The following is a 14,428-nucleotide window of genomic DNA, read 5'->3' as shown; positions in this document are numbered from 1 at the left end:
GCACGACCGGAGAATAATCAGTGACGGCTAGACTCGTTGGCGGTGGATCGCAGGAACCCACCGCTGTGAGGAGCACGAGCGAAGAACATGGCAACTGCCACGAATGTCGAAGCGACCGCCGTCAATACGATCGAGTGGCTTGCCGCATCCGACACGACGATCGTCGTCCCGGTCTATCAGCGGCAGTATCGCTGGGATATCGGCGGATGCGAACGCCTGCTTGCGGACGTCCGCGCCGTCGCCCAAGAAGACGACACGCACCGCCACTTCATCGGATCGATCCTCTCTGCTCAGGACGCCTCCGAGACGGATCTGATCCTCATCGACGGCCAGCAGCGCATCACCACCCTGATGCTTCTTGTCGCGGCACTGCAGCACGCCGTCCGCGACTCCGACCCGACGATGGCGGCTGAATTGGAGCGTGTTCTGGTTCGCGCTGACGACGCCTCGCGTACCAAGCTGCGTCCGCACCAGGCGTGGGCTGAGTTCTACGAATCGGTCATACTCGATCGCAGCGATGACACTGAGCGCGAGTCCCGCTTCGATGACAACTACGCGTTCTTTCGCAGTCAGGTGCACGCCGACGAGGCGCCGGGAATCTGGCGTGGGTTGCAGAAGCTCGAGCATGTGTCGATCACACTCGGCGCCGATGCCAATGCGCAGCAAATCTTCGAAAGCTTGAACTCCACCGGCGAGCCGCTGCGCGATCACGAGCTGATCCACAACTACATCCTGATGGGCCTAAGCCACGCGGAGCAGCTCGATGTCGAGGAGCGCTTCTGGCTACCGATCGAACGCCACACCGGCGAAGCGATCGGTGCGTTCTGGCGGCACTATCTGGTGATGACCACCGGCCGCGAGGTCGCGGCGAATGGCGAGCACGGCGTGTACAGCGCGTTTCGTCAGTCGTTCCCTCGCGTGGACGTCGAGCATTTGCAGGCGGATGCCGAGATCTGGCGTCATTACGCCGAGATCTACGGCATCCTGCTGGATCCGACCCTAGAGAAGGATGCGGAGCTTCGCCGTCAGCTCGGGTACATCAACACTTTCGGCAAAGCGGCCTATCCCCTGGCGATGAGCGCGTACAGCGAGCATGCCCGCGGGCTCATCACCAGGGACGAACTGCTGGAAACTCTGGAGTGGACCCAGTCCATGTATTTGCGTCGTGCACTGGTCAATCTGCCGACCGAGCGACTCATCGCCCGGCTCTGCCGCGCACGCACCGAGGGCAAAGATGCCCTCATGCGCGCCTTCGCACGGATCACGCCGTCAGATGAGCGCGTCAGCGCTGTTCTGAAGTACGTGGCGCTCCCCCATGCCGCGTATGTGCTGGGGCGACTCGAAGGTGTCGACGACACCTCGGCGTACGACGTCGAGCACATCGCTCCGGTGGTTCCCGGCGAGGCCTGGTCTGGGGATGGCACGCGAATGTGGAGTGAGTACTCCGACGATGAGCAGAACAGTCTCCGTGCGCTGGCGCCGACGCTCGGAAACTTGACGCTGCTGGAACAGTCGCTCGCGGAGCGGGTCTTCGGAGCCTCATATCCGGACAAGCGGACGGATGCATACGCGCGCAGCGCCGTTGCGGCCACAAAGCAGCTTGTCGACGTGCCAACCTGGGGCACCGCGATGATCTCGCAGCGTACGGTGCGACTCAGCGCAGACCTGATGCGTATCTGGGCGCGTCCAGCCCTTCCGGAGATCGACGACGACGGGCTGACGCCAGTGCTGGATGCCGTGCGCCGACGTGGTTGGCCGGCCGGATGGGATCGTGAGTTCGACTATGTCGAGTACCGCGGCGAGCACTGGGAGACCAAGGACGTTCGCGCGCTGTTCAATCGTGTATTCCGACGTGCATGGACCGATGATCGCGAGTCGGCCATCAACTACTGCACGAAGCACGGCGGTCCGATTTATAATGAGATGGCGTGGAAAGGCCAGTGGGATGCACTGGACGACGAGAACTTCCTCTACATGGGGTGGGACTCGAACTACATGATGAGTGCCGCGCAAGGCATGTTGGAAGAGTCGGGCATCGCCGCCGAGGTGTTCGTGAAGTACTCGTATATCGGCAACGTGATGTGATGCGACCAGAAGTTCCAACCCGTGTTCCGGCGCTGCCGGATCTCACTGCCGACCCCTTCGACCAGGCCTTCGCCGATATGTCGCTCGGTTGGGATGACGACGCTCCCCAGGAATGCGAGTGCGACCATGGCGACGAAGAGGCGTACGCCCCGTGTGGTCGCCGCGCCAAGTGGCGAGTGACGATCGACTGCACCTGTGGCGAGAACCATCCGCGCACGGTGGAGCTGCTGTGCACAAGGTGCCTGCGCACCGCGCGCAAAGACCTCGGCAACGAGTCGGTCACCGCGCGTCCGCTGTGACCGACTCGTTGCGCGGATCTCGCTGAGGTCAGTACTCGATCTGACCAGAACGGTCGAAGAACGCTCCAGTCGGGCCATCGGCTCCTAGCTGCGCGAGCATGACGGTGGCGTCTGTACCTTCCGTCACGCTCTGATGGCCGGAGTGATTGTTGAAGTCCGTACTTGTGTACCCCGGGTCGCTCACGTTGACGCGGAACTCCGGGAGAGATTTCGAGTACTGCACCGTCAGTGCGATCACAGCTGCCTTAGAGCTGGCGTACGGAACTGCCTTCACCGGATACTCATCCGCCTCCGGAGTCACTAGCTTTCGCGGAGAGCCCACTCCGGAAGCGACGTTCACAATGACCGGGGCGCTCGAGCGGTGAAGTGCGGGGAGGAATGCCTGCGTCACGCGGACGATACCGACGACGTTCGTCTCCAGCACCTCTCGCATGACTTCGGCGTTCAAATCGTCGAGTGCGAGGCTGCGCCCCAGGATGCCGGCATTGTTGATAAGCACGTCCAGCGCCGGAAGGGCCTCGGCTGCCGTGTCGACGCTGTGTTGGTCGGTCACGTCGAGTGCGACTGGGATCGCGCCGATCCGTTCAGCGTCAGCGGCGGAGGCAAGGTCTCGCATTCCTGCGTACACGGTGTGGCCTGCTGCGACGAGCCGTCGTGCGGTCTCCAGTCCGAGGCTTCGATTGGCTCCTGTGATGAGTGTTGTTGTCATGTCTCCAGGTTCACTGCGATATGAGCGATCACCCAGGCCTCGACTGACGGTGGGTCTGGCAGGACCACCCATAACGGCGGAATCGGACGCATGATGGAACGGTGGAAGAATTCGCTACAGTCCTGCGCGCTTGGCGCGATCGTGTGACACCGGAGCAGATCGGATTTCCCCAGGGCCCGAACCGCCGAACGAAGGGGCTACGCCGAGAGGAGCTCGCGCTGGCCGCAGGCGTCAGCGTCGATTACCTGGTGCGGTTGGAGCAGGCCCGCGCGACGAACCCTTCTCCGCAGCTTCTCGGCGCTCTGGCCAGGGCCCTCCGGCTCACCAATGAGGAACGCGATCATCTGTATCGACTCGCAGGTGCGGCCGTACCGAGTCCCACTTCCATCCCCGTGCACATCGGGCCCAGCGTGCAGCGGATCGTCGATCGGCTCGGCTCTCTGCCTGTGGCAATCTTCAGTGCTGCGCAGGATCTGCTGTGGTCGAACCCATTGTGGGGTGCGCTGTTCGGCGACCCGACGTTGCGCACAGGCGATGAGGCAAATCTGCTCTGGCGGGTATTCGTCTCCCAGAATGTTCTGGTCACCCATGACGGTGGCGAAGAGAAATTCCTTGCTGGGCTCGTCGCCGACCTTCGCATCGTGACGGGCCGGTACTCCGATGACGCCAGACTGCACGCACTAGTCGATCGCCTCCTGGCCGAATCGGAGTCCTTCGCCGAACTGTGGGCGCGCACAGATGTCGCCAAACAGCACTCGAGCACGAAGGTCGTGCACTCCGCTGTCATCGGCGACATCACCGTCGATTGCGACATCCTCAGCGTGCCGGACAGCGGCGATCTGCGGATCGTTGTCTATTCGACCGTTCCAGGCTCGGAGGACGAACAAAAACTCGATCTTCTGCGCGTCGTCGGCTTACAACAGTCGGCATCTTTGTAGGGCGGGTGGGACTTGAACCCACGAATCGTCGGGTTATGAGCCCGCTGCCTTAACCAACTTGGCCACCGCCCCGCAGGTTTCCTAGCTTATCGGTGTGGCAGGAGTCGTCGTGCAATTTCAGAGCGCGGTGGCGTCCTGATGCGCTTTCAGGTGCTCGTGGTAAATCTCCGCATTCTGGATGAGGCCCGCTCGCTCTTCCTCGCTGAGCTCTCGCCGTACCTTCGCGGGCACGCCTGCGACCAGCGACCCGTCGGGGATCTCTGTCCCGCCGAGGATCACCGCTCCTCCGGCAATCAGGCAGCCTCTGCCGATTACCGCCCCGCTGAGGATGACCGCCCCCATTCCGATGAGGGATCCGTCGCCGATCGTGCATCCGTGCACGACGGCATTGTGCCCGATCGACACATTTTCGCCGATGAGTACGGGATGCCCACTGTCGACGTGCACCGACACGTTGTCTTGCACGTTGCTGCCGCGTCCAAGAGTGATCCCCGCAGAATCGCCACGCAACACGGCGTTGTACCAGACGCTCGAACCCGCCTCGAGTGTGACGTCGCCGACGATACGGGCACCGTCCGCGACGAACGTATCGTCTGCGATACTCGGGATCTTGTTCTGGAGGGCGAGGACGGATGCTGACGACGAGATGCTCATGAGGCGAGACTATCCTCACTCCCGCATGATTCCGCGGTATTTCGACCCGATAAGCCGAGCCTCAGCTTGCTTGCGGAATGTCTGAGGCTGAGTAACGTTGTATCCATCAGGCACGAAACAGCCGTTCTGGAGGAGCGAAAATGAGCAAGGCACAGACGATTTCCACCACCGCCAGCGACCCGACGGTTGCCGCAGCTGCGGCCCAGTTCCTCTCCCCTGTCGTTCTCGGGTTGCAGGCTCTCACGATCAACACGAAGCAGGCGCACTGGCACGTGCGCGGTGCGAACTTCGTTGGCGTGCACGAGCTCTTTGACACGATCGTCGCTCACGCAGGCGACTTCGCTGACACCGCCGCAGAGCGCATCGTCGCTCTCGGGCTTCCGATCGACGCGCGTGTAAGCGCTGTCGCGGCCAAGGGCTCCGCATCTGAGGTGCCGGCCGGATTCGCACAGTCGAGCGCACTCATCCGCAACGTGATCGCCGACATCGACGCGATCCTTGTTGACGCAAAGGCCGCGATCGATGGCCTCGATGAGATCGACCTCACCAGCCAGGACGTCGCGATCGAGATCGTGCGCGGCCTCGAGAAGGACCGCTGGTTCCTCGTCGCACACATCGCTGAGTAACAACTCTTCCAGAAATGGGGCACCGGGACTCGTCCGGGTGCCCCATTTCCATGCCTGGGCAGGGGCGGGTGAGTTGTCTGCACCTGTAATTAATCAAGGACCTGCAATTGCTCAGCGCGCCGCGTTCACACCGCGCCCTGCAATCGCTCAGAACGGCGCCGGATCCGGCATCCGATCCTGGATGTCCTCGAAGGTGACGTGGGTGGCGACGCCGGGCGGCCGGTCGACGTATGTCCTGCCGGTGGGACTGGTCCATTCGAGCAGCCCACCGCCCAGTTGTCGCACCTTCCACGGAGTGCAGTGCTTGGTCACGTGATGTCGTCGACAGAAATCCGCCAGATTCGACAGCGACGTCGGCCCACCCAACGCATGATCGATGGTGTGATCGCCGTCGCACAGCCGGGCCAGCATCCGACATCCGGGAAAACGACACCGTCGGTCTCTCGCTCGCAGATACCGTCGCATCTCGGCGGAGGGTCGGTACCGATCCACCGCGACCACCGTTCCCGACCCTGGGTGGATGAACAACGGATCGGTGAACACCCGATCGAATCCCGGCGTCTGCCCGACCAGAATCCGTGCCGTTTCAGGATCGATCGGCCCGATACCTTCGAGATGACCGGGCGCCGCCAGGTCATCCGGGTCGGTCAGGCTCAGCGCCGGCACCGTGATGTCGATGTGCGCCTGGATCTCTCCCAATAGTCCGTCAGCGGTGGTGTGCCCCTTCGGAACACCGGTGAGGATCAGGTCGCTGAGGATGTCGCAGCGCAACTGCGCCATCCTCCGTTCATCGGCGAAGTCATCGTTCTCGGAAGCCTTCGCAATTCGTTGGTTCTCGGTCTTCTTCACGAACGCCATCTGCGTCAATCGATCATGCTCGGCGTGAATCAGCGCACTCGGTCCGAACTGCACGAGTTCGGCCATGCCGTCATCGCCCTCGCGCACCCACACGCCACGCCGTTCACGCGCCTCGCGATGACGCTCGGTGAAAGAAACCTCTCGTAGCCGCTCGGCCGCCTGCTTCGCAAAGGGGCGCAGCCTGTTGGGTGACTCTGCCTCAGCGCGCGGCAGAACAATCTTCTCGAACCGCCCACGCCCCTCCGCCGTCTCGATGGGCGTGCCCGCGGCGAGGATGATCCGCATGTGCGCGTACGAGATGCGACCCTCGCCGAATGCTGCGGCCGTCGCCGGGAAGTCGTTCACCAGAAGCGCGGCGTCGCCCATCTGTGCCTCTACCGTGCGATCGCTCACTCGAAGCACCGCGGCGAGTTCGGTCGCCACGGCACGGTGCGACATCTCGCGGGAGTCGACCGAGTCGAAGGGCTCGTCATCCGCGATCCGCGCGGCTGTCGCCAGAAGCGCGGTCTTGACGGCCATCATCTGATTGATCGTCTGATCCACCGACCCCAATGTCGTCGCGACGTCGTCCAGCAGCACGTTCAGTGCTGGAGACGTCATCGCCGAAGTGGTCATATCCCCATTCAACATGGGGCCACCGACATTCGAACATTCCTACGCAATAAACTTTCAACCTCAAGTTGAGGTTAAATCACGCGACGTGCGTCACGCGGCCTTCCAGCAGCGTCGCCACGATCGGCATCCGTCGCAGCGTCGACATCGAAGCCGACCGCGGATCCGCGCCGCAGAGCACCAGATCGGCAACCTCACCGGGCCGCACCGCACTACGAACACTCGCAGCAAGCGCCTCGTCGAGCGTCAGCTGCTCCTCTGGATGCCACGGCTGGCGCTCGTCGTCGGTGCGGTGCACGGCCGACGCGATCGCATACCACGGATCAAGCGGCGCCACCGGGGCGTCCGAGCCCAGTCGCACATCGACCCCTGCACGACGCAGCGACGCCATCGGGTACCCGATCGACGTCTGCGCGGCCCAATATCCGTCAACCAGGTCGCGGTCATCGAGCGCATGCTGCGGCTGCACGCTGGCCGCAAGCCCCAGCCGCGCGATCCGCGCGACATCAGCATGCCGCACCAACTGCGTGTGCTCGATCGTGCCCCTGGCGCCAGTAACGGTGACGGCGTCCAACGCGGATGACACGGCGCGGTCTCCGATGGCATGAATCGCCGCGGCGAAGCCGGCACCGGTGGCGGCAGTCAGCAGCTCGATCAGGTCGTCTGGCGCAACATTGAGAACGCCGAAATCGGCTTCGTCTCCTGGATATGAGTGCGAGCACGCCGCAGTCCGCGTACCGAGGGACCCGTCAGTGATCACCTTCAACGAACCGACATGAACCAGTCCGTCGGTTCCGGGCAGCGGATCGCCGGTGCGAAGGCCAGCGATGATCGCACGCCGAAGGTCGGCCGGATAGACCGCGAATTCCACACGCTGTGACGCGAATCCGTCTGCCACGCGTCGCGCCCAGGCATCAGCATTCCAGGCCATGTCGAAGTCGACGATCCCGGTGACCCCGCGCGCGGCCGCTGCAGCACCGGCAACGGTCACCGCACGATCGCCGTGCAGGGGATCCACCGCGTTCAGGCGCCGGGAGATCTCGAAAGCGTCGTCCTCGCGCAGCATCCCGTCCGGGGCAATGAACCCTTCGCGCCGCAGCGCGGCAGAGTTCAACCAGACACTGTGCACATCGGCGTTGATCAAGTAGGTCGGCACGTCCCCGGTGCTGGCATCCAGCACCTCCAGGGACGGCGCATCCGTCCAGAACGCATCACGGAAGCCTGTCCCTACGCGTCTGCCATCTGCCAGCGGTGCGACGGACGCCATCCGTGCAGCGGCCTCGACGGCAGAAGCAGTTCCGTCGAGCTGTGCTCTTTCCGATGCGAGCGCCCATTGCACGCTGTGCACGTGGTGGTCCCACAGCCCTGGAACGACCCACGCGCCATGACCCTCGAGCACCACACCATGCGCCGGCAGCGCCCCGGTGGGTGCGAGGTCGACGATTCGACCACCGCTCACGTGGATGTCGACCGGCTCGTCGTCCATCAGAAATTCTCGCCCTGGTCCAGCGATCCGGACTTCGCGGATCACCGCGACGGCGTCACCGACAGACGTCATGCTCGTTTACTGAGTCTGGCGTCGTGCGCACGCTGCATCTCTGCCGCAAGAGCAGGATTCGCATACTCGCCGTCGCGCGCCAGCTCAAGGATGACGTTCTCAATGATGTCGTCAGCCTTGTTCTGGCTGAGCTTCCGCTTGGCCACGATACGCGTGGGGGTCAGCCGGAACCCGACCGTTCCTGATCCAAGACGGCGAACAAATGCCTCATCATTCGGCACCGTCCACATGCCACGAGGCGAGGGGAAACGCCTCTCGAAGTGATCGACCAGGTGTTCCAGAACTCGCAGATTCTCTTCGTCCTCGAGGATCTCCGGAACTCCGGAGAGATGCACCGAAACATAGTTCCAGGTGGGAACTGCCGGCACGTCTCCGTACCAACTCGGCGAGATGTAGCCGTGCGGGCCTTGGAAAACGAGCAGGAGCTCCTGTCCTCCGAGTCCGAGGACGAGGTCGTCAGGACGCCCGACATGGCCGACGACTGTGAGATCGTCGCGCTCGGGGTCGAGCAGGACCGCGTAGTGCGACGCCGTCATGCCTTCGGCGTCTCGTCCCACGACAGTCGCCCAGGGATTGGTCTCGATGACACGACGCAGCTCGGCGATATCGGTCATCGCAAAACTCGGGTTCTGGCGCATGTTCTCAGCCTATGCCGGGAGCCCGGTTACGCCTGGCACTTTGGGCACCAGTAGAGCTTGCGCGCACCGATAACTTCGAGCGCGATCTCAGTGCCGCAGGTGCGACATGGCAGACCCGCCCGGTGGTAAACCCAATGCCGGTCGTCTCGGCTGGCCATCGCGGCACGGTAGCCCTCTGTCGACAGATCATCCATCGTCATCATCTGGCCGGTCTCCACGCCGACTGGCAACAGCCGCGCCCAATCGTGCCAGAGTTCGCGAACCAGCTCCTCAGGCACAGCCTTGCCTGGTGTGTGCGGGTTCAGCCGCGCGCGGTACAACATCTCAGCGCGGTACACGTTGCCGATCCCACTGACGACAGACTGATCCATCAGCAGCAGCCCGATCGCCGTACCCTTCTTGCGCACGGCGCGCACGAAGCGCTCCTCGTTCTCGACCGGATCGCCCACGAGGGGGTCAGGTCCGAGCTTGGCGACCGAGGCGAGCATCTCGTCAGGTGTCTGCAGCGCACACGCGGTGGGGCCCCGAAGGTCGGCCGCAGTGATGTCTGTCATCAAACGGAGCCGCACCTGCCCGACGATGGGCGGCGGCCACTCCATTTCCGTGTCGGCCAGACCCTTGGTCTGCTCCGACATGCGCACGTGCACGCGCGTGCGCCTGGGCGCACCGATCGACGCGAGCGAGTTCTCACCTGCGCTGTCCAGAATCGGGTCATCCAGATTCGGCGTGCTCAGCGCATCGAGGTCCGTGCCGCGCTGGTTCGTCTGCCCCATCCGCCCGTTCGCGGAGGCGATGGTCGGATCAAGCATGATCTCGCCGGAGAAGTCCCAGGCTCCGTAAAGCCCGAGGTGTACGCGCAGCCAGAGGTCGCCCTCGAACTCGAGGAACATCTGCTTGCCGACCGCCTTAACGCTCAGCGCCTCGCGCCCGTCGAGCACAGCTGCACCCTCGGCGAAGCGTCCCTGCGGACTCGACGCGTGCAGCGGCTTGCCCATGAAGTTGCGATCGAACTGTCGAGCGATCCGGTGAACGGAATGTCCCTCAGGCATGTCAGGCGCGTGGGTCCGGAAGCAATGAACCGTCACGCTCGAAGTCGGCGATCTGACCGATGCGCCGCACATGACGCTCGTCGTTCGAGAACGGCGTGACGATGAAGCGCTCGATGAAGGAGACGACTTCTTCGAACGTGTGCTGACGTGCTCCGATGGAGATCACGTTGGCGTCGTTGTGTTCGCGTGCGAGTTCTGCCGTCGACAGATTCCAGACGAGCGCGGCGCGGATGCCCTGCACCTTGTTCGCCGCGATCTGCTCGCCGTTGCCGGAGCCTCCGAACACGATCCCGAGCGCCTCGACTCCGACTGACCGGTCAGCGACAACAGCCTGCGCGGCGCGGATGCAGAACGCCGGGTAGTCGTCGACAGCGTCGTACTCGACGGGTCCGTGATCGATGACTTCATGTCCGAGCGTACGCAGGTGGTCCTGCAGCTGTGTGGAGAATTCCAGTCCCGCATGGTCTGTGGCGATGTGGATGCGCATGCTCACCATCCTAGAAGTGTCACGGCGCCACGCCGGCGGCAGCAGGCTTGAATCCCAGACGCACGTTCTCGCAGTCGCCGGGGCGCGAGACGTCGTGCCAGGGTCCCAAAGAAGTGAGATGCGGACGCTCGGATGCCGGCATCCCCTCGATCCGCTCGATCACCAGGTCGATGAGACCTGAGACGAACGCCGGGTGCACACCCGGGGTCTGGGTGCGCACAGAGGGAAGACCGACTTCAGCGGCCGACTCTGTCGCCTCAGTGTCGAGGTCCCACAGCACTTCCATGTGGTCGCTGACGAAGCCCAGCGGCACGATAACGACGGCCTTCGCACCGGCGGCCGGAAGCTCAGCGATCACATCGTTGATGTCTGGCTCAAGCCAGGGCTGCGTGGGCGGGCCGGAGCGCGACTGGAACACCAGCTGCCACGGCACGGTGGCACCGCCGGTGACTGCACCAAGCTGCTCGATGATGTGTTCAGCTACCGCTCGGTGCTGAGCCGCGTAGGCGCCACCTGGTCCCCAGTCCACATCGCGGGGACCTGAGCGCTCTGCATCCGCCGTGGGAATCGAGTGAGTAGAAAACAGCACGTGAATATCGGATGCCGCGATGCCCTGTGCGAGGAAGCCCTTGACCGCGGCATCCACGCCCTCCTGGAAGGGCGCCACGAAACCGGGGTGATCGAAGTAGAGGCGCACCTTATCGGCGGTGACGCGTTCTTCAAGGCCTGCCTTGGTGATCGCCTGCGCGATGTCTTCGCGATACTGGCGGTCGCTGGAGTACGAGCTGTATGCGCTGGTCGCCAGAACGAGAAGGGTGGAGTGGCCGTCAGCGGCGGCTTCGGCGAAAGCCTCGTCGAGGAACGGTCCCCAGTTGCGGTTGCCCCAGTACACCGGCAGATCGATGCCGCGACGGGCGAGCTCGGCCTCCAGCGCGGCCTTCAGTTCGCGATTCTGCCCATTTATCGGGCTCACTCCTCCGAAATGACGGTAGTGATGGGCCACCTCTTCCAGCCGCTCATCGGGGATGCCGCGACCCCGAGTCACATTTCGGAGGAAAGGAATGACGTCGTCCTGCCCCTCTGGGCCACCGAAGCTGGCGAGCACCAGGGCGTCATATGCCACCGGAGTCTCGACGAACTCGGCACCGGTAGCAGCGGCGGCGGAAGCGAACGGAACGACAATCTGATCGGGCGCAGTCACTCCTTCATCTTTTCACGGCTCACCCGGGTCTGCGCACTCCTGGCGTAGGCTGTCATGGTTGCCGTCGACGCCAGCTGCGTCGAGCCTAGGTAGCGCCCCCGAACCCCTGGGAGAAACAGCTGTGCCTGGAGAGAACCTCACCCGAATCGAAGCGCAGGAGCGCCGAACTCTCATCGACACACAGTCGTATGAGATCTCGCTCGATCTGACGAAGGGCGCCGAGATCTTCGGGTCCCGCAGCGTCGTCCGCTTCACCGCCAAGCCGGATAGCTTCACGTTCATTGATCTGATCGCACGCGAGGTACGCGAGATCTCCCTCAACGGGGAGCAGCTCGACCCGAACGAGGTGTTCGCAGATTCCCGCATCACGCTGGCGAACCTTAAGGACGAGAACGTCCTCGTCGTCGACGCTGACTGCGCATACACGAACACCGGCGAGGGACTGCACCGCTTCGTAGACCCGGTGGACGGCGAGGTCTACCTCTACTCGCAGTTCGAGGTTCCTGATTCCCGCCGCGTGTTCGCGGTGTTCGAGCAGCCCGATCTGAAGGCGACGTTCCAGTTCACGGTGACCGCTCCTGCAGCGTGGCAAGTCGTCTCCAACTCGCCTGCTCCCGAGCCGATCAAGCACGACGCGAATGACACGGCGACGTGGGGGTTCGAGGCGACACCTCGCATCTCCTCGTACATCACGGCGATCGTTGCAGGACCTTACGAGTCGACATTCTCCGAGCTGACGAGCGCTGACGGCCGTGTCATTCCGCTCGGCGTCTTCGGTCGCAAGAGCCTCTGGCAGCACCTCGATGCTGACTACATCTTCGACAAGACGCGCGAGGGCTTCGCGTACTACGAATCGAAGTTCGGCGTGCCGTACCCGTTCGCCAAGTACGATCAGCTCTTCGTCCCGGAGTTCAACGCCGGAGCCATGGAGAACGCCGGCGCCGTCACGTTCACCGAGACCTACGTCTTCCGCAGCAAGGTGACCGACGCCGTCAAGGAGCGCCGTGTCGTCACGATTCTGCACGAGCTCGCGCACATGTGGTTCGGTGACCTCGTCACCATGAAGTGGTGGAACGACCTCTGGCTGAACGAATCCTTCGCTGAGTGGGCTTCGACCATCGCCACCGCCGAGGCCACCGAGTGGACCGAAGCGTGGACCACGTTCAACGCCATGGAGAAGACCTGGGCTTACCGCCAGGACCAGCTCCCCTCGACACACCCGATCGTCGCGGAGATCAACGATCTTGAGGACGTCCAGGTCAACTTCGACGGCATCACCTACGCCAAGGGCGGATCAGTACTCAAGCAGCTCGCAGCGTGGGTGGGTATCGAGGCGTTCTTCGCCGGCGTCGGCCAGTACTTCCAGAAGCACGCGTGGGGCAATACCGAGGTCACAGACCTGCTCACCGAGCTCGAGGCCACCAGCGGCCGCGACCTCAGCGTGTGGTCCAAGAAGTGGCTCGAGACTTCGGGAGTCAACACCCTCTCCCCCGTAATCGCCGAAGGCGCGGATGGCGTGATCTCCCGCTTCGCCATCACGCAGACCGCACCCGCTGACTACCCGACGATTCGCCCGCACCGCCTCGGCATCGGCTTCTACAACCTCGCGGATGGCTCGCTCACCCGCAGCCATTACGTCGAGATCGACGTCGACGGGGACCGCACTGAGGTTCCGGAGCTCCAGGGTCAGAAGCGCCCCGATCTGGTGCTGCTCAATGACAATGACCTCGCCTACACGAAGATCCGCCTCGACGAGCGTTCACTGGCCACCGCCATCGCGCACCTCGGCGACATCGCAGACCCGCTTGCGCGTTCTCTCATCTGGGGCGCGGCCTGGGATCAGACCCGCGACGCCGAGAGCGCAGCATCCGACTATCTCGACTTGGTCCTCGGCAACATCGGTCGCGAGACCGAGTCGACCACTGTGCGCACCACGCTCGCGCAGCTGCGCACTGCAGCGACGTTGTACGTGACGCCTGCAGACCGAGACGCAGCGCGCCGAAAGATCGCTGATGGCCTTTGGGACCTCGCTCACAGCGCCCAGGCCGGCAGCGACAACCAGCTGCAGTTCGTTACCGCGTTCTCCGGCGCATTGGTAGACACGGAGCACGCCGGCATCATCGGTCGGCTTCGTTCCGGCGAGGAGACCCTGCCCGGCCTTGAGATCGACACGGATCTCTCCTGGCAACTGCTTGTCGGGCTCGCTTCAATCGGCGCGACGGATGCCGCTTCCATCGACGCCGCACTCGCCGCGGACAATACGTCGAAGGGTGCAGAGTTTGCTGCTCAGGCACGCGCAGCGCTTCCGACAATCGCTGACAAGCGCATCGCCTGGGAGACGCTTGTCGACAACGACGATGCGCCGAACACGATCGTGCGTTCTGCCGCCCTCGGCTTCACGCACCCGAACAGTGCAGGTGTGCTCGGCGAGTTCGTGCAGAGCTACTTCGACATGCTGCTGCCGGTATGGGAGTCCCGTACCTACCAGATCGCAAGTTACCTCATCGTCGGCCTCTACCCGACGTCACTTGCCAATACAGAGCTCCGCGATGCAACCCGTGCATGGCTCTCCGCCAATGCGGATGCTGCACCTGCACTGCGTCGCCTCGTGAGCGAGGGCCTGGCCGATGTCGAGCGCGCACTCACGGCGCAAGCTCGTGATGCCGAGGACGACGAACAGACTGACTGATCTGCTGCACCATCGATCGGGCCTC

At 63.6% G+C, this 14,428-nt stretch carries 13 protein-coding genes and 1 tRNA gene; 5 read left to right on the top strand and 9 right to left on the bottom strand.

The genetic code is table 11. The features are described from left to right. Window positions 1-87 precede the first annotated feature (87 nt). Together AC1C2Q_RS17735 and AC1C2Q_RS17730 are read left to right on the top strand one after the other, a co-directional pair. On the top strand, window positions 88-2,085 hold the full coding sequence (locus tag AC1C2Q_RS17735; protein ID WP_495451208.1) for a DUF262 domain-containing protein: 1,998 nt from the start codon (window positions 88-90) through the stop codon (window positions 2,083-2,085). Further along, window positions 2,085-2,384 carry a hypothetical protein gene (locus tag AC1C2Q_RS17730; RefSeq protein WP_495428795.1) on the top strand — a complete coding sequence of 100 codons (300 nt, stop codon included), beginning with the start codon at window positions 2,085-2,087 and terminating at the stop codon, window positions 2,382-2,384. The genes AC1C2Q_RS17735 and AC1C2Q_RS17730 overlap by 1 nt, the downstream gene beginning before the upstream one ends. Before the next feature lie 28 nt (window positions 2,385-2,412). Here AC1C2Q_RS17730 and AC1C2Q_RS17725 read toward each other — a convergent pair whose 3' ends face one another. Beyond that, window positions 2,413-3,093 (bottom strand): SDR family NAD(P)-dependent oxidoreductase, encoded by a 681-nt coding sequence (locus AC1C2Q_RS17725; protein ID WP_495451207.1) that lies wholly within the window; start codon window positions 3,091-3,093, stop codon window positions 2,413-2,415. Between the two features lie 101 nt (window positions 3,094-3,194). Here AC1C2Q_RS17725 and AC1C2Q_RS17720 point away from each other — a divergent pair, with 101 nt between their 5' ends. Next, complete coding sequence (locus tag AC1C2Q_RS17720; protein ID WP_495451206.1) at window positions 3,195-4,031, top strand: helix-turn-helix transcriptional regulator; 837 nt, start codon at window positions 3,195-3,197, stop codon at window positions 4,029-4,031. Here the strand turns inward: AC1C2Q_RS17720 and AC1C2Q_RS17715 are convergent. Both AC1C2Q_RS17715 and AC1C2Q_RS17710 read right to left on the bottom strand, forming a co-directional pair. After that, window positions 4,029-4,103: transfer RNA gene (locus AC1C2Q_RS17715), tRNA-Ile, on the bottom strand. The genes AC1C2Q_RS17720 and AC1C2Q_RS17715 overlap by 3 nt on opposite strands. 45 nt (window positions 4,104-4,148) lie before the next feature. Next, window positions 4,149-4,685 carry a gamma carbonic anhydrase family protein gene (locus tag AC1C2Q_RS17710; RefSeq protein WP_495451205.1) on the bottom strand — a complete coding sequence of 179 codons (537 nt, stop codon included), beginning with the start codon at window positions 4,683-4,685 and terminating at the stop codon, window positions 4,149-4,151. Window positions 4,686-4,825: 140 nt separating this feature from the next. Here AC1C2Q_RS17710 and AC1C2Q_RS17705 point away from each other — a divergent pair, with 140 nt between their 5' ends. After that, window positions 4,826-5,311 (top strand): Dps family protein, encoded by a 486-nt coding sequence (locus AC1C2Q_RS17705; RefSeq protein ID WP_495451204.1) that lies wholly within the window; start codon window positions 4,826-4,828, stop codon window positions 5,309-5,311. A gap of 147 nt (window positions 5,312-5,458) precedes the next feature. On the opposite strand, the gene AC1C2Q_RS17700 is transcribed toward AC1C2Q_RS17705, so the two are convergent. From AC1C2Q_RS17700 to AC1C2Q_RS17675, 6 genes are all read right to left on the bottom strand, one after another. After that, the gene (locus AC1C2Q_RS17700) at window positions 5,459-6,784 is read right to left on the bottom strand and encodes an HNH endonuclease signature motif containing protein (RefSeq protein WP_495451202.1); all 1,326 of its coding nucleotides are present in this window, start codon (window positions 6,782-6,784) and stop codon (window positions 5,459-5,461) included. A 76-nt stretch (window positions 6,785-6,860) separates the two neighbouring features. After that, on the bottom strand, window positions 6,861-8,339 hold the full coding sequence (locus AC1C2Q_RS17695) for an amidohydrolase (RefSeq protein WP_495451201.1): 1,479 nt from the start codon (window positions 8,337-8,339) through the stop codon (window positions 6,861-6,863). Beyond that, window positions 8,336-8,977 carry an FMN-binding negative transcriptional regulator gene (locus tag AC1C2Q_RS17690; protein ID WP_495451200.1) on the bottom strand — a complete coding sequence of 214 codons (642 nt, stop codon included), beginning with the start codon at window positions 8,975-8,977 and terminating at the stop codon, window positions 8,336-8,338. The genes AC1C2Q_RS17695 and AC1C2Q_RS17690 overlap by 4 nt, the downstream gene beginning before the upstream one ends. Before the next feature lie 26 nt (window positions 8,978-9,003). Beyond that, window positions 9,004-10,026, bottom strand: coding sequence for an Fpg/Nei family DNA glycosylase (locus AC1C2Q_RS17685; RefSeq protein WP_495451199.1), 1,023 nt, complete (start codon window positions 10,024-10,026; stop codon window positions 9,004-9,006). A 1-nt stretch (window position 10,027) separates the two neighbouring features. Further along, entirely contained in the window at window positions 10,028-10,513 is a 486-nt protein-coding gene (locus AC1C2Q_RS17680) for a ribose-5-phosphate isomerase (RefSeq protein WP_495428787.1), read from the bottom strand. 19 nt (window positions 10,514-10,532) lie between these two features. Continuing rightward, on the bottom strand, window positions 10,533-11,714 hold the full coding sequence (locus AC1C2Q_RS17675) for a ferrochelatase (RefSeq protein WP_495451198.1): 1,182 nt from the start codon (window positions 11,712-11,714) through the stop codon (window positions 10,533-10,535). Between the two features lie 121 nt (window positions 11,715-11,835). On the opposite strand from AC1C2Q_RS17675, the gene pepN reads away from it, so the two are divergent. Next, complete coding sequence (pepN, locus tag AC1C2Q_RS17670; RefSeq protein ID WP_495451197.1) at window positions 11,836-14,403, top strand: aminopeptidase N; 2,568 nt, start codon at window positions 11,836-11,838, stop codon at window positions 14,401-14,403. Window positions 14,404-14,428: the final 25 nt, after the last annotated feature.

Source organism: Microbacterium sp. Y356, from assembly GCF_059445355.1.
This window is presented reverse-complemented; position numbering and strand designations above follow the sequence as displayed.